General features: G+C 70.4%; 22 protein-coding genes and 5 pseudogenes. 19 read left to right on the top strand and 8 right to left on the bottom strand.

The features are described 5' to 3' along the window. Positions 1-33: 33 nt before the first annotated feature. Complete coding sequence (locus tag AQJ46_RS56760) at positions 34-627, top strand: hypothetical protein (RefSeq protein ID WP_208617121.1); 594 nt, start codon at positions 34-36, stop codon at positions 625-627. Positions 628-1,062: 435 nt separating this feature from the next. Continuing rightward, the gene (locus AQJ46_RS48955) at positions 1,063-1,557 is read left to right on the top strand and encodes a hypothetical protein (RefSeq protein WP_225887643.1); all 495 of its coding nucleotides are present in this window, start codon (positions 1,063-1,065) and stop codon (positions 1,555-1,557) included. 239 nt (positions 1,558-1,796) lie between these two features. On the opposite strand, the gene AQJ46_RS48950 is transcribed toward AQJ46_RS48955, so the two are convergent. The 3 genes and pseudogenes from AQJ46_RS48950 to AQJ46_RS59300 form a co-directional block, all read right to left on the bottom strand. Beyond that, positions 1,797-2,123 (bottom strand): DUF1048 domain-containing protein, encoded by a 327-nt coding sequence (locus tag AQJ46_RS48950; RefSeq protein WP_059211841.1) that lies wholly within the window; start codon positions 2,121-2,123, stop codon positions 1,797-1,799. A 1-nt stretch (position 2,124) separates the two neighbouring features. Further along, the gene (locus AQJ46_RS48945) at positions 2,125-2,481 is read right to left on the bottom strand and encodes a DUF1048 domain-containing protein (RefSeq protein ID WP_059211840.1); all 357 of its coding nucleotides are present in this window, start codon (positions 2,479-2,481) and stop codon (positions 2,125-2,127) included. Continuing rightward, positions 2,478-2,570: pseudogene (locus tag AQJ46_RS59300) on the bottom strand (PadR family transcriptional regulator); the annotation flags it as partial. The gene AQJ46_RS48945 and the pseudogene AQJ46_RS59300, both read right to left, overlap by 4 nt. Before the next feature lie 445 nt (positions 2,571-3,015). Here AQJ46_RS59300 and AQJ46_RS58135 point away from each other — a divergent pair. Next, on the top strand, positions 3,016-3,201 hold the full coding sequence (locus tag AQJ46_RS58135; RefSeq protein WP_225887642.1) for a hypothetical protein: 186 nt from the start codon (positions 3,016-3,018) through the stop codon (positions 3,199-3,201). A gap of 214 nt (positions 3,202-3,415) precedes the next feature. Here AQJ46_RS58135 and AQJ46_RS48935 read toward each other — a convergent pair whose 3' ends face one another. Continuing rightward, positions 3,416-3,748, bottom strand: a complete 333-nt coding sequence (locus AQJ46_RS48935) for an ankyrin repeat domain-containing protein (RefSeq protein WP_059211839.1) — start codon at positions 3,746-3,748, stop codon at positions 3,416-3,418. A gap of 229 nt (positions 3,749-3,977) precedes the next feature. On the opposite strand from AQJ46_RS48935, the gene AQJ46_RS48930 reads away from it, so the two are divergent. The 5 genes from AQJ46_RS48930 to AQJ46_RS56420 all read left to right on the top strand — a co-directional run bounded on the left by AQJ46_RS48930 (position 3,978) and on the right by AQJ46_RS56420 (position 8,393). Further along, the gene (locus AQJ46_RS48930; RefSeq protein ID WP_059211838.1) at positions 3,978-4,403 is read left to right on the top strand and encodes a hypothetical protein; all 426 of its coding nucleotides are present in this window, start codon (positions 3,978-3,980) and stop codon (positions 4,401-4,403) included. 246 nt (positions 4,404-4,649) lie between these two features. Next, on the top strand, positions 4,650-5,801 hold the full coding sequence (locus AQJ46_RS48925) for a DNA topoisomerase subunit B (protein WP_079072821.1): 1,152 nt from the start codon (positions 4,650-4,652) through the stop codon (positions 5,799-5,801). Between the two features lie 465 nt (positions 5,802-6,266). Further along, a complete protein-coding gene (locus tag AQJ46_RS48915) occupies positions 6,267-6,539 on the top strand; it encodes a hypothetical protein (RefSeq protein ID WP_059211836.1) in 273 nt (90 codons plus the stop codon). 37 nt (positions 6,540-6,576) lie between these two features. After that, positions 6,577-7,119: a hypothetical protein gene (locus AQJ46_RS48910; RefSeq protein ID WP_059211835.1), complete on the top strand. Its 543-nt coding sequence runs from the start codon at positions 6,577-6,579 to the stop codon at positions 7,117-7,119. Then, positions 7,116-8,393 carry a hypothetical protein gene (locus AQJ46_RS56420; RefSeq protein ID WP_059211834.1) on the top strand — a complete coding sequence of 426 codons (1,278 nt, stop codon included), beginning with the start codon at positions 7,116-7,118 and terminating at the stop codon, positions 8,391-8,393. The genes AQJ46_RS48910 and AQJ46_RS56420 overlap by 4 nt, the downstream gene beginning before the upstream one ends. A gap of 12 nt (positions 8,394-8,405) precedes the next feature. Here the strand turns inward: AQJ46_RS56420 and AQJ46_RS59295 are convergent. Beyond that, positions 8,406-8,750, bottom strand: a pseudogene (locus tag AQJ46_RS59295) (IS1380 family transposase); the annotation flags it as partial. Positions 8,751-9,012: 262 nt separating this feature from the next. On the opposite strand from AQJ46_RS59295, the gene AQJ46_RS58680 reads away from it, so the two are divergent. From AQJ46_RS58680 to AQJ46_RS59285, 3 genes and pseudogenes are all read left to right on the top strand, one after another. Continuing rightward, on the top strand, positions 9,013-9,135 hold the full coding sequence (locus AQJ46_RS58680) for a hypothetical protein (RefSeq protein ID WP_263972921.1): 123 nt from the start codon (positions 9,013-9,015) through the stop codon (positions 9,133-9,135). Further along, a complete protein-coding gene (locus AQJ46_RS59290) occupies positions 9,120-9,653 on the top strand; it encodes a LacI family DNA-binding transcriptional regulator (protein WP_079072820.1) in 534 nt (177 codons plus the stop codon). The genes AQJ46_RS58680 and AQJ46_RS59290 overlap by 16 nt, the downstream gene beginning before the upstream one ends. Then, positions 9,563-10,143 (top strand): annotated as a pseudogene (locus AQJ46_RS59285) (LacI family DNA-binding transcriptional regulator); the annotation flags it as partial. The gene AQJ46_RS59290 and the pseudogene AQJ46_RS59285, both read left to right, overlap by 91 nt. 225 nt (positions 10,144-10,368) lie before the next feature. Here the strand turns inward: AQJ46_RS59285 and AQJ46_RS59280 are convergent. Both AQJ46_RS59280 and AQJ46_RS48885 read right to left on the bottom strand, forming a co-directional pair. Beyond that, a pseudogene (locus tag AQJ46_RS59280) lies at positions 10,369-10,593 on the bottom strand (hypothetical protein); the annotation flags it as partial. Then, complete coding sequence (locus AQJ46_RS48885; RefSeq protein WP_159064230.1) at positions 10,530-11,198, bottom strand: hypothetical protein; 669 nt, start codon at positions 11,196-11,198, stop codon at positions 10,530-10,532. The pseudogene AQJ46_RS59280 and the gene AQJ46_RS48885, both read right to left, overlap by 64 nt. A gap of 209 nt (positions 11,199-11,407) precedes the next feature. Between AQJ46_RS48885 and AQJ46_RS58110 the strand changes: the two are divergent. The 7 genes and pseudogenes from AQJ46_RS58110 to AQJ46_RS48855 all read left to right on the top strand — a co-directional run. Beyond that, positions 11,408-11,614, top strand: a pseudogene (locus tag AQJ46_RS58110) (hypothetical protein); the annotation flags it as partial. 484 nt (positions 11,615-12,098) lie between these two features. Then, positions 12,099-12,596 (top strand): SRPBCC family protein, encoded by a 498-nt coding sequence (locus AQJ46_RS48880; RefSeq protein ID WP_059211829.1) that lies wholly within the window; start codon positions 12,099-12,101, stop codon positions 12,594-12,596. Then, entirely contained in the window at positions 12,589-14,208 is a 1,620-nt protein-coding gene (locus AQJ46_RS48875; protein ID WP_059211874.1) for a phytoene desaturase family protein, read from the top strand. Before AQJ46_RS48880 ends, AQJ46_RS48875 begins: the two co-directional genes overlap by 8 nt. Positions 14,209-14,223: 15 nt before the next feature. Beyond that, on the top strand, positions 14,224-14,703 hold the full coding sequence (locus tag AQJ46_RS48870) for a hypothetical protein (RefSeq protein WP_059211828.1): 480 nt from the start codon (positions 14,224-14,226) through the stop codon (positions 14,701-14,703). A gap of 74 nt (positions 14,704-14,777) precedes the next feature. Further along, positions 14,778-15,662 (top strand): SDR family oxidoreductase, encoded by an 885-nt coding sequence (locus AQJ46_RS48865; RefSeq protein WP_107117504.1) that lies wholly within the window; start codon positions 14,778-14,780, stop codon positions 15,660-15,662. Positions 15,663-15,673: 11 nt separating this feature from the next. Continuing rightward, positions 15,674-16,162 (top strand): MSMEG_6728 family protein, encoded by a 489-nt coding sequence (locus AQJ46_RS48860; RefSeq protein ID WP_059211826.1) that lies wholly within the window; start codon positions 15,674-15,676, stop codon positions 16,160-16,162. A 55-nt stretch (positions 16,163-16,217) separates the two neighbouring features. Next, a complete protein-coding gene (locus tag AQJ46_RS48855) occupies positions 16,218-17,072 on the top strand; it encodes an oxygenase MpaB family protein (RefSeq protein WP_059211825.1) in 855 nt (284 codons plus the stop codon). A gap of 14 nt (positions 17,073-17,086) precedes the next feature. Here the strand turns inward: AQJ46_RS48855 and AQJ46_RS48850 are convergent, their stop codons facing one another. Beyond that, the gene (locus AQJ46_RS48850) at positions 17,087-18,025 is read right to left on the bottom strand and encodes a serine protein kinase RIO (protein ID WP_059211824.1); all 939 of its coding nucleotides are present in this window, start codon (positions 18,023-18,025) and stop codon (positions 17,087-17,089) included. A gap of 513 nt (positions 18,026-18,538) precedes the next feature. Between AQJ46_RS48850 and AQJ46_RS58665 the strand changes: the two genes are divergently transcribed. After that, on the top strand, positions 18,539-18,670 hold the full coding sequence (locus AQJ46_RS58665; RefSeq protein WP_263972920.1) for a hypothetical protein: 132 nt from the start codon (positions 18,539-18,541) through the stop codon (positions 18,668-18,670). Positions 18,671-18,782: the final 112 nt, after the last annotated feature.

Genomic DNA, 18,782 nt, shown 5'->3' with positions numbered 1-18,782 from the left:
TTCGCTGGACCGCATCCCCGTCAACGCTCGGCGGTGCGAACACAAACCGATCACCAGAAGGCCCTGTTGCCGCAGTCCTTCGTGCCCGCACGCGTGGAGCCCAACTCGCCGTCCCTGCCGTGTGACTGCCTCGCGCACAGGTCCGGCAACGCGACGGTCCGGCCGGACCGCACCCCGTGCCATGCCTCCGACATGACGGAGGCGGAGCGGCAGGTCATCCGGGCCGTGCTGCCGGTTCCTGCCTGGTTGGAGGGGGACGTCCGACAGGCCATCGCCCGCCACCTGGGCTGGGGCCGTCACACTGTGCAGCGGTACGCCCGCGCCGAGCACTGGCACCAGGTGTCCCCGGGACGCCACCGTCGAGGCAGCCGCCTCGACGTCCACTACCCCTACCTCTCCCGACGCATCGCCGAGACCCGAGGTGGCATATCGCTCACCGCCCTGCACAGCGAACTCGCCGAACGCGGTCGGCAGGGAAGCTACTCCACACTGCGCGACTGGGCGCGGCGCTGCCTTCACCAGCCCCGCCGGACCCCACAAAAGCCCTCGGCACTGCCGACCGCACGGCTGGCCACCGGCTGGCTCACCCGCCGGCCAAGCTCGCTCCACGAGAATGAACACCGGTAGCTCAAAGCGGTTCTGGACACCTGCCCCGAGCTGGCCACCGCGCACCAACTCGTCCGTAACTTCGGTGACATGCTTACCCAGCAGACCGGCATCCTCCCGCCCGCCTGGATCGACAAGGCCCCTGCCCGGCCTGAGCGGCGTCGCCCGCGGGCTCACCAATGATCTCGACGCCGTCACCGCCGGGCTCACGCTCCGCTGGAGCTCGGGCGCCACCGAGGGCGCCGTGAACAGCGTCAAAAGATCAAGAGGCAACTGTACGGGCGCGCCGAATTCGACCTCTTACAGAAGATGATCCTGCTCGCGTGACCCACCGCTCCGGCTCATGCGCCCCGCAGTTGAGCATTGTCATCAGCGGTTGGCCACCAGTAAGTTCGATCCCCCTTTGTTCGAGCGACGGGGAATACGGGGCCTGGGGTGGCACTGCTGGACACACTGGTGACAACAGCCGCTGGGGCGCTGTCCGCCACGATCGGGGTCCTGGTCGGGGGCATCGTCACGCACCGGGCCCAGGACCGTCAGTGGCTGCGGGACAAGCAACTGCTCGCCTATCAAGAACTGATCAGCCACTACGCCAAGTTCACGATGATCATCAGCCGCGCCCATGCCGATCGGCAGGGATGGGACTACGACTGGAGCGAGTGGAGCGCGGCCCTGACCCGCGCCAGCCTGGTCGCCCCCGCGGCCGTCGCGGCGGAGATCGACAACTTCGGCAAGGCCATAGGCGCCTTCCTGGACAAGGTGGCGCGTGACCCGGCACGCGACCCGGCGCGTGATCCGTTGAGCCAGGAAGAGTTCGCCCAGGCCAACAGGGCGCCCGCCCAAGCGCAGGTGCAGTTGGTCAACGCAATACGACGGTCACTGAGCAAAGATCAAAAGGCACTGCCCTTCTGGATAGGCGGGTCCCTCGCGGGCAGTCCCGACGACACCTGATAGACGAGGCACCGCCGGAAAGCCCGACCGTCGCCCACGATCGCACGGCGCATCCCGACGCTTATCAAGGAACCGATCACGCCCATCACCGACAGTGACGGCTCCCCGTGATCGCTGCCAGAGCCCGATGGAAGCCGCCCCAGCCAGTCAAAACCTGGAACAGCAGCTCGCTCCCCTGCGATCACGCGCCATATAGCCGCCCGCCGCACAGGAACTGATTCCGCAACAGTGGGCAGGTGTTACTTCTCAGCCGTACCGGGTTCCCTGATGAGGGACTCCTGGTAGGCGTCCGCATGGGTGGAAGAGTCCCTGACCAGGTCATCGCAGAACGCGGCGACGTCGTTGCCGGTGAATTCCAAGACCCCTTTGCCCGCGGCGACGCCCTCCTCGAAGAAGTCGACGATCCCGGGGAGCAGGGGTCCGTCAGGCAGGTCGATCGGTCCGACCTTGAACAGGTACTTCTGAATCTCCTTGTAGACGATTCGGTAGTCCTGCGGGAGTGCCTTGACTCGGGCCATGTGTGCCCGCCACTGCTTCTTGCCCTCGATGATGTCCTGAATGCTCACGTCAGTCTCCCAGCCTGCTCAGCTTCTTTGCGACGTTCCTGTTCAACTGCTCGCGCCATCGGTCGCGATAGGTTCGAGCCCCTTCTCCACCGGCCAGCGCGGTGCAGAAGCCCGGGATGTCGTCGCCGAGCACCTCCTGGACGCTCTGTCCGTCCGCCGCTGCCATTTCGAGCAGCCCCAGGGCGGCGTCGAGGATCGGCATCAGGTTGCGGCCGGTGAAGTCCCCATAGGGGAAGAGGTGGGCGATGATCTGCCCCCACGCCGCCTGGTAGTCGTCCGGCAGGGCCTCGGCGCGGGCTTCGAACGCCCTCCAGTCCCTGGTGAGATCGCTTCCCGTGACCTTCTCCCAGAAATTCATCTCCCGCCCCCCTTGAGCCCGTCAATGCGTGATGAGACGTACTGCCACTTCGCCCAGAACTTCGTGAGCTCCTCGCGTCCGGCCTCGTTGATCGATCGTGGTGAAGTTCCAGAAGCGTGCCTGCTACATCCGCACTGCTGTCCGGAATACTCGGTCCATGCCGCTCATCCGTGACATCACCCAGGCCAACGGATCCAACAGACCGGGTGCAGCATGGGGCTGTCCGGTCTCGAAGATCCTCAATGCGGACGCGGACAGCTCCGGGCCTCTCCACCTGACGCCGCCGCATTGACAGCGGCGCGGGCGCGCCGGCACGGCAGACGCGGCAACAGGTGCGCACGCTTGTCGGCCGGGTTGTCGGCGCGGATGTGAGACGGGTCCACGGAGGCGTTGTCGCTTCGTAACCGCGGTCGGGCCCTCGTGGTCGGCCCTCTGGTCGGGGTCGGCTGTTGCCATGTCCGATACACGCGGCGCCGGGCAGGCCAGCACCGCACCGGATGGGAAGAGAGCAGACCCGTTCTGATCGGCGCGAACGTGGGTAGCGGGGACCGGATGGCGTCGGCCGTGCTGGCGCAGTACCGGATGGCCGCCACAGAACACATGCACCAGGTGATCGCCCCCTCGGTACGGATCGAGCGGACCCGGCGGCTGGCCAGGCTGCGCACCGAGGGGCTGGTTGACCGCATCACGCTGCCGCAGGCCGGAAGGATGAAGGTGTAGTTGCCCAGAGCCTACGGTGTGCAGCTCGCCTCCGAGTGGCCCGAACTGCGCGGGCACCGGCCTTCCAGGACCGTGCCCCATCCGACCGCCGTGCGGCTGAGCGCGGGCCACACGCTGACCGTGATCGAGACCGCGCTCGCCTTCCTCGAGGACGCCCGCCGCCGCGGCGATCTGTGCGAGCACTTCCTCGCCTTCACGAGCATCGCCCGCACCCTCATCTGTCACCGGCGGCCCGCTGAATGTGGGCCCGCAGCAGCTTTACCGCCAGGTCATGGCCGCAATGATCGGCCATGACCATGGGGGTGTGACCGTCTGGATCCGCGAGCTCCGGGTCAGCTCCGAAGGCCAGCAGCACAGCAGTGGTATGCACAGCCAACGGCCGGCCACTCTGGAGGGAGCCATCGCCCTCGACGTCGATCGCGTGCGTCAGCAGCGTCATGTTGCTGAAGACCTCATTGGGATCGGCACCGTCGACCAGCAACCGGGCCAGGGTCTCCGCATCCTCGTGCTCGACCGCGTGATGGGCGGGCGTCCAGTAGTCCCTCACCAAGGTATTCAACCGCCACCGCAGCCCGTCTGCCAGCGACTATCTACACCGCCAACCTGGCCGATGGCGGAGCCGCTTTGGCCATCGCGATCCTCCTGAATCACGACACCTTCCCGCCCATGACGCCCCGTATAACACCGCGAAGGTCCGCATCGGCCCGCGTAGGCGGAAGCCAAGTCGTTGTGGACCGGGCCGGGCGGAATCGTCGCCTCCATGGTGGAGTCGAGCAGTGGGCTGGTGGGAGAGAACGCGGAACGGCATCGACGGGCTGCGCCGACGCTTCGGCGGGCGGTCCGTCACGGATGAGGACGAGGGCACCGGGGCAGAGAGGCAGCGACCCTCTCGGCTGACCGATGCCGCGGTCGCACTGCTGCTGGCGATGGCCGATGCCGCGGCCCTGGCGGGAGTGGCTCTGTTGATGTTCATCGTCGGGATGTCGCACTCGGGGCCGCCGGGACGTACGACCGCCGCGAGCGAGGACGTGTCGCCGCTTCAGCTGGCCGTGGTCTGGTTCGTCCCGTGTGCGCTCGCCGTGTCTTGCTATGTTCACGCACGGCTGCGCATGCCGATCACCAGCGTCGTGCAAGGCCTGTTCTGCGTCATCGGCACCACGCTGGCCATCGGCGAGACGAACATGCTGCTGTCCTTCACCTGAGCTGCGCGACCTTCTGAATCAGGGCCCTCAGCGGCTCCCGTAACGGGGTCGTACGGAGCATCGGCGGGGCCCCGGACACCCTTTGGGGCGGTGAGCGGCCCCCGGGCCGACCGCTCGTCGGCCTGCTGTCACCGGCCCGTCCACGGCTTCAGCGAAAAGGCTCTGACCAGGTGTTTTCCTGAATCCAGCCTAGGCTGGGCAGGTCCACCGGAAGCCGTGGGAGGAGTCTCCTTGAGTGGAGAAGGCGTGGAGTACGACGTTGCCGCGATCGAGGTCCTGGAGGGGCGGGAAGCCGTTCGGAAGTGGCCCGGGATGTGGATCGGCTCGGTCGGCGAACGCGGGGTGTTGCAGATGGTGTGGGAGGCCGTCGGCCGGGCGGTCAACCAGTCTCTGCCCGGCCGCGGCGGCACCATCGCCGTCACGCTGACACGTCACGGCGGCGTGCGCGTTGCCGACGACGGGCCGGGGGATCCTTTCGAGGCCACCGGGGACGCCGGCGGCCCGGCCCTCGAAACGCTGCTGACCAGCCTTCGTGCCGGCCCCGATGCCGGTGGCCGGCATACCGTGGCCGTGGGTCACCCCCGCGTGGGGCTCGGCGTTGTCAACGCCCTGTCGAGCCGGCTGAGGGCCGAGGTGCGGCGCGAGGGGGTCCTCCGAGCCCAGGAGTACGCGCGCGGTGTCGCATTCGCCCCGCCCGCCACCGTGGGGCCCGCGGCCGGAAGCGGGACGACCATCGCCTTCTGGCCCGACACCGAGATCTTCGAGACGACGCGCTGCTCGTTCGCCGTGCTGGCCGAACGCTTCCGGCAGGTGGCCTTCCTCAACCCGGGCCTCAGCATCACCCTCACCGACGAACGCCCGGCGGGCGAGGCTCGGGCGGTCATGTTCCGGTACCCGGACGGAGTGCGGGACTTCGTCGCCGCTCTCGACGCGGAGGCGGGGTCGCTCCTCCCCCAGGACGTCACCGCATTCGAGCGGGAGGATCCGCGGATGGCAGGGACGATGGAGGTGGCCTTCCTGTGGAGCGGGTCCCGCGAGGAGCGGATCCACAGCTTCGCCAACAGCCTGGCCACCCGCCAGGGCGGCACGCACGTGGACGGCTTCCGCGACGGAGTGGCGGCCGCGGTCACCGCGTACGCGCTGAGGCGGGGGCTGCTGACGGCGGCCGACCCCGATCTCGACGTGGCCCGGATCGGCGAGGGCTTCACGGCCGTCGTCTCGGTGAGGCTCGACCGTCCCGAATTCCTCGGCGCCACAGTGGGGTTGCTGGGCAACACCGCTGTGCGGGCCTGTGTCGGGGAGGCCGTCCAAGAGCACCTCGGCATCTGGTTCGAGGAGCGGCCCGAGCGGGCGGCGGAGATCGTCGCCCGGCTTGTCCGCGGCCTCCACGAGGACTGAACGGCAGCGGACAGCCCCGGCCTTCTGCGCCGGAAAGCCGCGCGAAAATCTCGTACGATCCGACTGTTTGCGCCACTTGGAAGAAGATGAGAGTCGCCAAGGCGATTCGGGCGCGGGAATTGCCATAGGTTGACCGGCTCCAGCAGGGCGCTCTCTCCGCCAAGAGGCGGGGTCTACGCTCGCTCGCGGAATTGCAGGGCGGGGATTTCCGAGGGGGCCGCGATGAAAGCATCACTCATGCGAGGGATCGCGGCGGCCTTACTGTGCCTGGCCGTGGGGTGCGGAACGGGCGACGACTCGTCCGCTTCACCGCCGGAGCCGTACGCACCGACGACATCGTCCGGTCCCACGATCCAGCCCCCGCCGGCGCCGCCCGCCCCAGCGCCGGAAACCTCGTCGGACACGCCCGCCGAGCCCGGTTCCGGTCCACGCACCCCCCTCGCGGGGCAGGTACCTGAGGCACTGGTGGGAGAGTGGGACGGCGACGGCGAGGGCAGCGCACGGGCGACGAAGATCGAGTTCTTCGCCGAGGGATACGTTGCGGTGCATTACAACAATGGCCAAGTGCTCCGCGGTCCTGCGGTCGTGGAGGGCTCGGCGATGACCCTGCACATTCCCGGTGGCCCCCTGTACGTCAGGAATTGGTCGATCACCCCGTTCGACGGGGGTTACGGCTACACGTTCGAGAACCTATTGCTCGACGGCGTGAGCTACGTACGCCAAATCAGCGGGGGATGACCGGCTTTCCGGAGAATCGAGGAGCTGGGGGCAGTTGATGAATCTCCGCGTACTGTCATACGGCGTCCGCAGAGCGTTGATGGTCTCGCTGACGCTGGGAGTGGCGGGAGTGTCTACGGCCTGTGCCACGGAACACGAGGAGCCCAGCCCGCCGCCGAGCCCGACCGTCTCCGCCGCCCCGGCGACTCCCACAGGGACCGGAGCCGTTCCCGCCGCTCTTGTCGGCGCCTGGGAGAGCGCGCAGCCAGGTTCCAACACCACGCTGGCGTACCGCTTCACGGCCGACGGCAGGTACGCGTACGCGGGCGTGCTGACCTACCCCCTGTCCGCGGCGTCGAACGAGTTCTACCTCCTGAAGCGCAGCACCGCGGGAGCCGTCGAGGTCGACGGTCGGACACTGACCCTGCATCCCTCGTCCGCCACGACGACGAGAAAGGATCCCGCGCACCCCGGCGACGACTACACCGACCGGCCGGATCCACTGACGCCCCAGCGATTCGCCTGGTCGCTGGCCGACGAGGTGTTCACCCTCACCGACGAAAAGGGGCTCCGCTTCGTCTTCCGGCGAGTCGACTCGTGACCGCCCCGACGCCCCCGGCGCCCCGCACCCGCTTCAGTCTGCGCATCCGAGTCCAGATCGGGTTGATCCTGGTCGTGTCACTGGCCACGCTGGTCTGCACCTGGCAGTTCAGCCAGGCGGGCGGCGCATATCAGGACGCCGTCCGAGAGGACGTCAAGCGGCAGGCGGCCGTGCAGGAGGACGTACGCCACCTCTACGCGGACGAGGCCCCGCCGGCCTTCCTGGTGGCCGCGGAGGAAGCCCGCGCCGAAGCCCTGTCGGCGCTGGGCAAGGACAACTCTCTGGCCGTGTCCGAGCACGCGTTGGCCTCCCGCACCGCGTTCAGCCTGCGCCAGGCCGCTCCGCCGGAACTCCTCGTCGGCAACGACACCTACCTGACCCGGAACCTCGGTTACGACGTGCCCCGTCGGCTGGCGAACGCGCAGGAACGCTCACCCGACATGTATGCGCTCAATCCCGACGCGACTTTGCGCGAGGGAGACCGGTGGGCCTCGTGGGGGTTGGTCTCGGCGGGGATCGCGGGTGCGGCCGTGATCGCCGCCGCCGTCGCGGCCGGTGTGCTGAGACCACCCGCGTGGCGACGCCCCCCGCCGCCCGGCGTTCGCGTCCTGCGAGAGCCGGAAATCATCCCGCAGCCGGCAACCGCTCCGCCCGATGACCGCCGGACGGTGTGGTGCCACCTCGTCGTCTTCTGCCTGCTCTTCTTCCTTCCGCTGGGGCAGCTCGCGGCGGCAGGCAGCGAACAGCGCGCCCAGGCCCAAGCGGCCCGCAGGGCAGTTCAGTTGACCACCGACATCGCGGCCAGCGGAGAACGGTCCGCCTTCCTCACCCGCAGCGTCCAGGCAGCCCACGCCGCCGACATCCGGGCCGCCGTACGGACGACACTGGCGCTGGAGACCCAGCAAGCGCGGGACACCCGGCCCGAGTTGGAGGTGGCCCGTGCCGAGACGGCTGTCGCGGCTCAACTGCGGCGCATGGCCGAGTACATGGGCCGAGCGCCCGTCCGCGCCGACGGAGTCGACCCGGCCACGGTGACGGCGCTGAGCGCGGAACCCGAGCAATGGCCCGCCATGACGGCCGAACAGAACCGCCAGGTGACCCTGGGCGAACAGGCGGGCAACCGCGCCCTGCTGCTCGCCGCCGCCACCGCAATCGGGATCGTGGCCGAGTACCTCATGGCGGCGGCGATCGCCGCCCGGCGCCGTCGCTGGCTGAGGTGGCCCGCTGCCGCCGCCGTGCTCTCGGTCGCCCTCGCCGCCATGGCCTTCGTCTGAGTGTCCGACGCTGTGTGTCCCGCCATCCGAGTCGGTCCGGATCAGCGTGCTGATGTGGTCGGCTGCGGTGTTGCTGCACGCGTTTCCGGGCCATAGCAAGGCGGCCACCGGCTCCCCGGCGCCGCCGCTACCGAGGTCGACAAAGCCCATCAGCGGGTGGTGCCGTAGGCCTTCTTCCAGGTCGTGGCGGCATCCTGCTTGCCGGAATGGGCCAGCACAGGAACACCGTCCAGGTCCCCAATCACCTGCCCGCCGGCAATCGGCTCCTCAGCACCGGCCAACTTCCCCATGGGTGCGCGCACTTCTGACGACGCTGGCCCTGAGCGCTGTCGGGGCCCTCGGGCCGGCCGCGACGAGGGGTGTCGGATGCCTACAATCGCGAAAGCGCGAGGCTAGGTCTCGCATAGTCGCAGCAGGCGCACTTCGCGCAGCCGGACGGGGGTCGCGGGGCCGGCTGCTTCGAATCGAACCTTGACGGGTCCGGCGGGTCGGTCCGCTTCGAGCGGGAACACCTGGGAGATTTCCTCGCCTTCGCGGTCCGGCGGGGACGTGATCGTGCCCAATGTCCCTCCGTCGACCAGCACGCGTGTGGGCCGCCACCGGATGGTGGTCCTACTGCTTGTCGGACCCGGACGGCGCGGCCACCGCCGCCCAGCCGGCGGAGCGGCTCGTCGTCGCCGACTTCGAGCTCATGGTCCGTGAATCGACTCTGGGAGGGATGGCCACATGGGGCGGAGCGTGACGACGCGCACCGTGGCCGAAATGGCGGGGGTGTCCGCCAAGACGGTCTCCAACGTCATCAACGGCACCGGCTCCTTCAGCCCCGAGACGGAACACCGGGTCCGTGCGGCCGTCGAGGAACTCGGCTACCAGATCAACCCGTTCGCCCGCGGTCTGCGCTCGCGGCGCACCTGCACCATCGGACTGGTCCTCCCAAATGTCCACCAGCCGTTCAACGCGGAGCTGGCCGAACAGGTCATCAGGGCGGCTTCGGAGACCGGGGGACCGAAAGTGGTGGTCGAAACCACCTGCGGGAGCGCCGACCGGGAGCGGACCGCCCTGTCCACGTCGTACCAGGAACTCGTGGACGGAATCAACACTTGCCGCACGCCCTCACTCCCGAGGAATACCTGTCGCTGCCCGTCACCCAGCCCACGGTCGTCCTCCGCGAGCGCGCCGCCGACGCGGCCGGGCACATCCTGGACCACGTCGAGATCAGCGAGGAACAGGGCGCGCACGCGGCCGTCGCCCACCTCCTGACGCAGGGCCGTCGCCGTATCGCCGCCATCTGTCAACAGGGTGAGCCACGAGCCAACTCCCGGCGCCTGCACGGCTACCGCAGAGCCCTCGCGGAATCGGGAGTGGCCTACGACGACTCCCTGGTGATCGGCGTGGCCGATCCCGACCTGTGGTCATCAGGGGCCGGTGCGGTGACCCGACTGTTGCGCACCCGCGTCCGCTTCGACGCCCTGTTCTGCCACAACGACGTCGTCGCCATCGGCGCACTGTCGGTGCTCGAACGCAGCGGCCTCGCTGTCCGGACGAGGTGGCGCTGGCGGGCTTCGACAACATCGAGGCATCCTTCACCTCGCCGCCACTGACCACCGTGGACCCTCAACGTGAGTCGATCGCCCGCCTGGCGGTGGAGCTGCTGCGCTCGCGCATGGGCCTGCCGGACTTCCGCGAGCTCCCCGGCCGCAGCGAGAGCGCCGGGTTCACACTGCGCGTGCGCGGCTCCTCCACGCCGTGAGGTACGGGGGTAATCGGGCGCCTGGAACATTTCCGGGGCAGGTGCCACCACGAGGGTTGGCCTAGGGCAACACCGCAGGCCACGGCGGCGTTCGCATCGGTGACCGGACTGGTAAGGGTCCGCGCTACAGCGGGAGTTGTTCGCCGAGTTCCTGCATGGCGGCAGAGGGCGGGCGAAGGTGCGGGGGTCGACTGCTTCGGTGGGGGCGCTCTTGGCGTACAGGCCTTCGGGCTCGGTGTCGGGGTCGTGGAGCAGGAGCCAGAAGACGCGGCGGCATGAGTGCCCAACCAGATCGCGGCGTTGTACCAGCAGATTCCCTGGTCCGGGCAGAAACGGCGGTCGAGGAGGCCCGCACCGGGCCGTTCCTTCCGCGTTCCGTGGTCCGGCTACCGGATGGAAACGTGGTTGAGCAGGTGCTGAACCAGTCGCAGCGCCCGCTCGGTGTCCCACAGCCGTGGGGAGGCCAGCGGACCGCTCTCGGCGATCAGCTCCTCCACGGGCAGGTCCACAGCGGAGGGCAGGGTGAGCAGCAGCTCTTTCAACAGCGCACCGAAGTGCTCACCGACCGGTTCGGCCTCGGCCTGGTGAAGCCTCTCCCGCGCCGCTTCCACAGCGGCCACGCGGGCACGGACAGCCGCCGAGTCGACCACAGCCCCGGGCGGTGGGGCGAAGTCCATCACTTCCAGGATCCACTCGGCCACGACGGCATCGCCCGATGCGGCCTGCCACTCACGGGCACCATCGGCTTCCTCCACCCGCGTCACGATCTCGGCCACCGCACGGGCAACCGGCCGGGCCTGCAGCGCCAGCGAGCGGCCCGCCCAGTCGTCTCCCGCGTACTCGGCGAGCGAGGGGTCGCTGCTGATGTCGCTGTCCACCTGGATGAAGTCGATGTCGATCCGCTCCCAGGCCTCGGAGTGCTCCCACAAAATCTCGGCCGGGTGGTAGGCGTGCTCATCCATGTACCTCCACCAGGCCGCACGCCCGACCGGACTGTCCAGCACGGGCAGCACGATCGCGCACCGGTAGCACACGATGTCGACGGGATACTGCATGTCCTTCTCCACTCCCCCGGCATTGAGCTGCCCGCCGGGTCCGTCACCTAGTTGACGCCCGCGGCGGAGCTGGGATCCCGAGATCGTAGGTGCTGAGTTCCTCTCCGGTGTCGTCCACGATGCGGCCGGTGTATCCGCGCCGGCTCGAGAGGCTCTGGTCCGGCTGCTTCGGGGGGTGATCCGGCGGTTTCGGTGATCCGGCGGTTTCGGTGATCCGGCGGTTTCGGTCCAACGTCCAGTGGCGCGAGGTAACCGCCGAGTTCGGACCGCGGCCCACGGTCTACGGGCGCGTGCGCGTCCAGCGGGACTCCGGTGGCTTCTCGGCTGTTCCGGAAGGCGTGATCGCCGAGACCGTCCGGGGTGGACAGACGGACCTGTCCCCCATCAGCGTGGACTCCGCCTCTGCCCGCGCTCACCCACGGAGCCGCCGACGCGGGCGGTGCGCTCTAAGATGCGGCCGTTCTTGCCCCAGCCGCTCAGCGTGAGCCACCCGTCGTCCAACAGCCCTGCGATCAAGTTTTTTGAGGCGGGTGCGGCCCGGCCCGGCCAGGTCATCGATAGTGCACAGGGTCAGATCGCCCAGGCCGTCCTTCACCCGGGCGGCGCGGATCCTCGACGCACGGCGCGTGGCACCGACCTGCCCGCCGCTCTGATGGAGCGGGCCGCCACCAGCGGATTCCTCGACGCCAACGCACTGCTGCGGTCGTGGGGAGCACACGGCCCCTGTGTATCGTGCCCGACCGCGGCCGGTGAGCTGATTCCCTGGCGATCACACATCCGGGCAGGCGATGCCACGTGGGGAAGCCCGGTCCCGGGGACGCCGGTTGGACTCGTCCAGCTCGGGGCACTCGGGGCACCGCCGACAGGCAACCCGGTCCAGGCAGCCCTTTGGAGGTATCCATGGCCGTTCGCCACCGTCTGATCAAAGTCAGTCCGAGCGCTGTGTGGGCTGTCCTCGCCGATGGCCACCGGTACGCGGAGTGGGTGGTGGGGACCTCCCATTCCGAGCCGGTTCGCGGGCAGTGGCCGCACCAGGACGCGGCGATCCGCTTCCAGGTCCCGCTCGGCCCGCTCAAGCTGGTCAACGAGACGGTCGTACGCCGCTGCGAGGAAGGGGTGAGCCTGGAGCTGGAGGCCCACGCCGGACCGCTGGGCACCGCACGCATCGCGATCGAACTGCGGCCGTGGGGCGAGCACTGCCTGGTGATCGTGGACGAGCACCCCCTCCAGGGCGCGGGCGGCCGACTGCACAACGTCGGCTTCGAAGCGCTGATCCAGATGCGCCACCGCACCATGCTGGCCCGCCTCGCCCGGCTGTGCGAGAACGAGGTGCGAGAGGCCCGGGAGGCTTCGCGACAGGCGTCGGTGCAGGGTGTGGCGGGAGCCGGGCATGCCTGACGCCGTGGTGATCGGAGCGGGCCCCAACGGCCTGGTCGCCGCCAACCTGCTCGCGGACGCCGGGTGGAGCGTCGAGGTGCTGGAGGAGCAGCCGGAGCCGGGCGGCGCCGTCCGCCACGACCACGGCGTCGATCCCGCGTACGTCAGCGACGTCTTCAGCGCCTTCTACCCGCTCGCGGCCGCCTCTCCGGTCCTGACCTCGCTGCGCCTCAACCGGTACGGGCTGCGCTGGAGCCACGCGCCCAGCGTGCTCGCCCACCCGCTCACCGACGGCAGCTGCGCCCTCCTGGACCGTGACATCGACACCACCGCCGCGTCCCTCGACGCGTTCGCACCGGGAGACGGGGCCGCCTGGTGGCGACTGCACGACGTCTGGGAGGCTCTGCGTCCCGACATCCTGGACGCCCTGTTCACTACCTTCCCGCCCGTGCGCGCGACGGCACGGCTGGCCCGGCGGCTACGGGCCGCGGGCGGACTGCGCATGGCACGCACCCTGGTCCTGCCGGTACGCCGCATGGGCGAGGAGGAGTTCCGCGGCCAGGGCGGCCGGCTGCTGCTGGCCGGCAACGCCCTGCACGCCGATCTCGCCCCCGAGTCGGCGGGCAGCGGCGGCTTCGGCTGGCTGATGGGCATGCTGGGACAGACGTACGGATTTCCCGTCCCGGTCGGCGGCTCCGGCGCCCTGACCAAGGCCCTGGCCCGACGCCTGGAGGCTCAGGGCGGGCGGATCCACTGCGGACAGCGCGTCGAGCGGATCGTCGTCCGCGGCGGGCGAGCCGTCGGCGTACGGACGGCGGCCGGTGACGCGGTCGTGGCGCGCCGGGCGGTGCTGGCGGACGTGTCCGTGCCCGCCCTGTACGGCGATCTCCTCGACCCCGAGCACCTGCCCGCGCAGCTTCAGGAGGACCTGCGCCGGTTCCAGTGGGACTTCGCCACCTTCAAGGTGGACTGGGCGCTGGACGGCCCGGTGCCCTGGCAGGCCGAGCAGGCGTCCCGGGCGGGCACCGTTCACCTCGCCGACGGCCTGGACGAGCTCACTCGCTTCGCCGCGCAGATCGCCATGCGGGAGGTGCCGGACCGCCCCTTCCTGCTGTTCGGCCAGATGACCACCGCCGACGCCACCCGCTCCCCGCAGGGCACCGAATCGGCCTGGGCCTACACCCATCTCCCCCACGAGATCGGCGCCGACGCCGGCGACGAGGGCATCACCGGCCGCTGGGACACCGAGGACCAGGAACTCATGGCCGACCGGGTCGAACGCCAGGTGGAACGCTTCGCGCCCGGCTTCCGCTCCCTGATCCGCGCTCGCCGCATCCTGGCGCCCCCGACCCTGGAGTCCCTCGACGCCAATCTGCACGGCGGCGCCATCAACGGAGGCACGACCGCGATCCACCAGCAGTTCGTCTTCCGCCCGGCCCCCGGCACCGGGCGCCCCGAGACCGCCGTCCCCGGCCTCTTCCTGGCCTCCTCCGGGGCCCACCCGGGCGGCGGCGTCCACGGCGCACCGGGCGCCAACGCCGCCCGGGCAGCACTGCACCGCCACCGGCCACCCGGTCTGGCCCGCGCCCAACGGCTGCTGACCCGCCGCGACCGCACCGGAACCAGCCGCTGACGCCAAGGAGAACCCGTGAACCACGTCCAGGAAGCCCCCGACAGCCCCGAAAGCCCGGACGGCCCCGACCGCGACCACCGGCGGCCGCCCGGGGTCGACGACAAGACCGTCGAGGCCCTCGGCGCGCTGTCCAAGGCCCTGGAGACGACCGAGCGGGCCAGAGGAAGTCTGTACGCGTTCCACCAGCTGACCGGCGGCGCCGACCTGGAGCTGGACCGTGCCGTCCGGCTGCTGCGCGAAGCCGGTCACCCCGAATGGGCCGAGAAGGTCCGCGCGGAGATCCTGGGGCGCAACGTCATCCCCGGGCACTGGACGTTCCAGATCGTCGAGGCCTACAACGCCACCTACTACCGCCCCTTCCAACAGCTGGAGTCGACCGCGGTGGCGGAGCTCGCACAGGGCCGCGACCACCTGTACGAGGCGGAAATGAAGGAAGAGCGCCGCACCCCCGGCCACCCCGACCACACCGCGTGCCCACCGGGCCCGGAGACCTGAGGCGCATCCGAACACCCCGTCGGCACGGAAGTGTCGGACAGGACGCAATGTCCGACGGAAAGGAAGGTCAGCCCGTGCGCAGCAGCCCGCTCGCCGGCCGGACGGTCGCCGTCACCGGAGCCGCCCGCGGTCTGGGCGCGGCCATGGCCCGCGAGATCGCCCGCCGCGGCGCCCGGGTCGCGCTGCTCGGCCACGAGAAGGCCGCCCTGGACACGGTGGCCGCGTCCCTGCCCGGCCCGGCGCTGGCCATCGAGGTCGACGTCACTGACCCGGCCGCGCTCGACGCGGCGGCCGCCGCCGTGCGGGCCGGTCTCGGCCCGCCCTCGGCCGTCGTGGCGAACGCGGGCATCGCGGAAGGGGGCCCGTTCCTCGCCTCGGATCCGGCTGCCTGGAGTCGCGTCATCGACGTCAACCTCACCGGCAGCGCCCACACGGCCCGGGCGTTCCTGCCGGACCTCCTCGACACGGCGGGCTATTTCCTCCAGATCGCCTCGCTGGCATCGCTGGGCGCCGCTCCGCTGATGAGTGCCTATTGCGCATCCAAGGCGGGGGTCGAAGCCTTCGCGCACGCCCTGCGGGCGGAGGTGGCGCACCAGGGCGTCGCCGTCGGCATCGGCTACCTCAACTGGACCGACACCGACATGATCCGCGACGCAGACCGGTATGCGGTGCTGCGCGAACTGCGCACTCACATGCCCCCGCCGGCCCGCATCGTGCACCCGGTGGAAACGGTCGCCGCACGCCTGGTGAACGGTCTGGAGCGGCGCCGTACGACCGTGTACGCGCCGGCCTGGCTGCGGCTGGCCCAACCGGTGCGCGCGGCCCTGCCGCCCTTGGTGATGCGGGTGTCACGCCGGGCGCTGCCCCGTCTGGAGGCCGAGGAACCTGTCCAGTACACCGGCCCCCTCGGCGCAGGAGGCCTCGCCGACCGCGCGGCCCGCGCGGCGCGCAAGAAGTGATCAGGTGAGCCATGCAGACCTTCCTGCCGCACCCCGACTTCCGGGAGACGGCCCTGCTGCTGGACCGGCGCCGGCTGGGCAAACAGCGGGTCGAGGCCCTGCAGGTGCTGCGCGGCCTGACCGTCCCCGGATACGGCTGGCGCAGACACCCGGCCGTACGGATGTGGACGGGGTACGAGGAGGCACTCGTACGGTACGGCCTGGAGATCTGCCGGGTCTGGCGCGCACAGGGGCACCAGGACAGCTGTGCCGCCTCGCTCGTCGCCGGCCTGGCCGCGCGTCGGCCCGGCGCCGCGGTGCGCGAGCAGTCGCAACTGGCCGCCGCCGGCGAACTGCCGCCCTGGCTCGGCGACGAGGCCTTCCACGAAAGCCACCGCTCGGCACTCGTCCGCAAGGAACCGGAGGTGTACGCCGCCCTGTTCCCCGGCACACCAGCTGATCTGCCCTATGTGTGGCCCGCGTCGGACCGTGAGCCGCAGCAGGCGCCCGCCTGCCGGTGACCCGAATTCACCGGCAGGCGGACACTGGAAAGCAGCAGGAGAGGGGAGGCCGATCATGCTGACGGCAGTCCGTGAACAGTTGGGCCAGGCCCTGTTCCGCCGCGTCGCGGGCCCCGACGGAAGGGCGAACCGCGCCCGCATCCATGACACCCCGGGCCCACGCTGGTTCGCACCCGACCGCCCGATCCGCACCGTCCACGGCGATGCCTCCATGTTCATCGGCGGGCTCAGCGCGCTTCTCCTGCAGTCCCTGCACCCGCTCGCCATGGCGGCGGTGGCCGGGCACTCCGGCTACCGCGGCGACCCGTGGGGCCGCCTCCAGCGCACCAGCACCTTCCTGGCCGTGACGACCTACGGCACCGCGGAGGACGCCCAACGGTCCGTCGACCACGTCCGCGGCATCCACGACCGCATCCGCGGGACGACCACCGAGGGAATGCCGTACCACGCGGCCGACCCGCACCTGCTCGCCTGGGTTCACGCCGCCGAGACGGACAGCTTCCTGCGCGCCCACGAACGGTACGGAGCCCGCCCGCTGGACCCTGCCGGCTACGACGCCTACGTCGCTGACACCGCACGCGTCGCCGAGGCCCTGGGCGTCATCGCGCCACCCCGCGACCGCCGCGAACTGTCGGAGCGCCTGGCCGCCTACCGCCCCGAACTGCACGCCACCCCGGAAGCCCGAGCCGCCGCCCGTTTCCTCCTCCTCCGACCCCCACTCCCCCTCGCGGTGCGCCCGTTCTACGGCGGCCTCGCCGCCAACGCCGTAGCTCTCCTGCCTTCCTGGGCCCGCGACATGCTGTGGCTGCCACGCCTGCCACTGGTGGACGACCTCGCCGTACGGCCCACCGGCCAGGCCCTGACCCGCACCATCCGATGGGCCATGACCCCGCCGCGGACCCGCGGCTAGCAGGCCCTCGCGCTTCAGAAGGCGTGCGCCATCAGCTCCGCGAACAGCGCGTGCTCATCGACTTCAAGGCCCCGCGAGCGGAACCAGCCGCAGATGTTGGCGCAGTCCCGTTGGAGGAAGTCCATCCCGTTGAGGTTGCCGACCAGATCGACGATCTGCGGCAGGTCGATGATGACCAGCCGCTCGCCCGCGGCCAGGATGTTGTACGCCGAGAGGTCGCCGTGCACGATGCCGCTCTGCACCATCGTCGCGAGCGCATCGGTCAGCTGCTCGAAGTACACCGCCAGCAGCTCGCGTGCGGGCCGAACCTGGGCGAGCCGGGGCGCGGTCGCGACGGCGCCGTCCTCGTCGACGACGGTGATCCACTCCATCAGGATCTCGGTGCCGTCGATCTGGACCGGGTAGGGAACCGGCAGCCCGAGATTCCAGAGCCGCACCAGCGCACCCCACTCGGACACCGCCCACTCGCCGGCCGCGACCTGCCGGCCGAAGGTGCTCTTGCGCTTGAGGGCCCGCTCGTCACGTGAGCGCTTCATCGAACGGCCCTCGGTGTAGGCGGCGGAGCGGTGGAAGGACCGGTGCTCGGGAGAGCGGTACCGCTTGGCCGCCATGACCACACCGCCGGCGGCGTCGAGCGGGTCGGCGCGCTCGACGAGGTGGACGTCGGCCTCCTTGCCGGTCTTGAGGACGCCGAGCTCGGTGTCGATCGCGCCCTGCGAGGTCACCACCCAGTCCGGGAGCGGCTCGGGGCCTCGGCAGAGGGGTTCGACGCTGAGCCAGGTCGACCAGCGCTGACCGTCGGCGAGGTCGTCGTAGGCACGGAAGTCGAAGACGAACCGGTCGTCGACATCGCCCAGGTCGTTTGACGGCGGGACGTATCGGTTGGCGCCGGCGCTGAAGGCGTCAGGAAGTGCCGGGTACTGAGGGTGCTGAGAGAGATCGTCGTGAGACATCGCTGGAGGTGCTCCATGAGGTAAGAGAGAGGCGGTCTGCGGGCAGGCCGACGACAGTCGTGATCACGGTCGTGCCTCCTCTCTTGGAGCACCGGGCAGCTCCCGGTGGCTCGCCCATGGTGAGGGTCGGACATGGGGCGCGGCAACCGAATAAAGCCGGCCCGCGTCGAGCGGCCCCAGCAGTGCCGTCGGCTTCGGGCGTGATCCGGCGGACCGGGCTCGTCCTGTCGCTCATCGCAGGACGCTCCGCTGCATGCCGTCGTGGTCGACACCCCGGCGGGCAGAGAGTGCTGTTCCTGCGGCCCGACGGCGACGACCGTGACGCGGACAGCGGCGTCCTGATCACCCCGGCCAACTGCTTTGCTACCCCCGCCGTCACTCGGGGGAGCGCCATGGCCACGTACATCTGCACCATCTGCAGTGCGAATAGGGCGCAGGCCCGCCAACTCCGCGTGCCCGCCTGGTGTCAGGGGTCACGATCCGTCAGGCGTCCCCGTCGCGGGCGCGCCACAGGTGGGACCCGCAGCGGTCGGCGTCGCGACCACCACCAGCACCGCGCTGGCCGACGCCCTCGACGACACCCCCGTCTTCACCGGCTGCCGCGACCGGATCGCCTGCCGCCTCGGTCGGCGCCGGCCTGATTGATCCGCACCCGCGCAACGGTCCGTCCGAGCCCTGACCAGAGCGGTGGTGGCCCGCACGGCGACAGCGCCCCAACCGGGCAAGCCGGTCGGGGCGCTGTCACTCACTCTGCGGG

Source organism: Streptomyces canus (assembly GCF_001514145.1).
Taxonomy (GTDB): Bacteria; Actinomycetota; Actinomycetes; order Streptomycetales; family Streptomycetaceae; genus Streptomyces; species Streptomyces canus.
The sequence above is the reverse complement of the archived record's forward strand: the minus strand, read 5'-3'. Positions and strand labels throughout refer to the sequence as shown.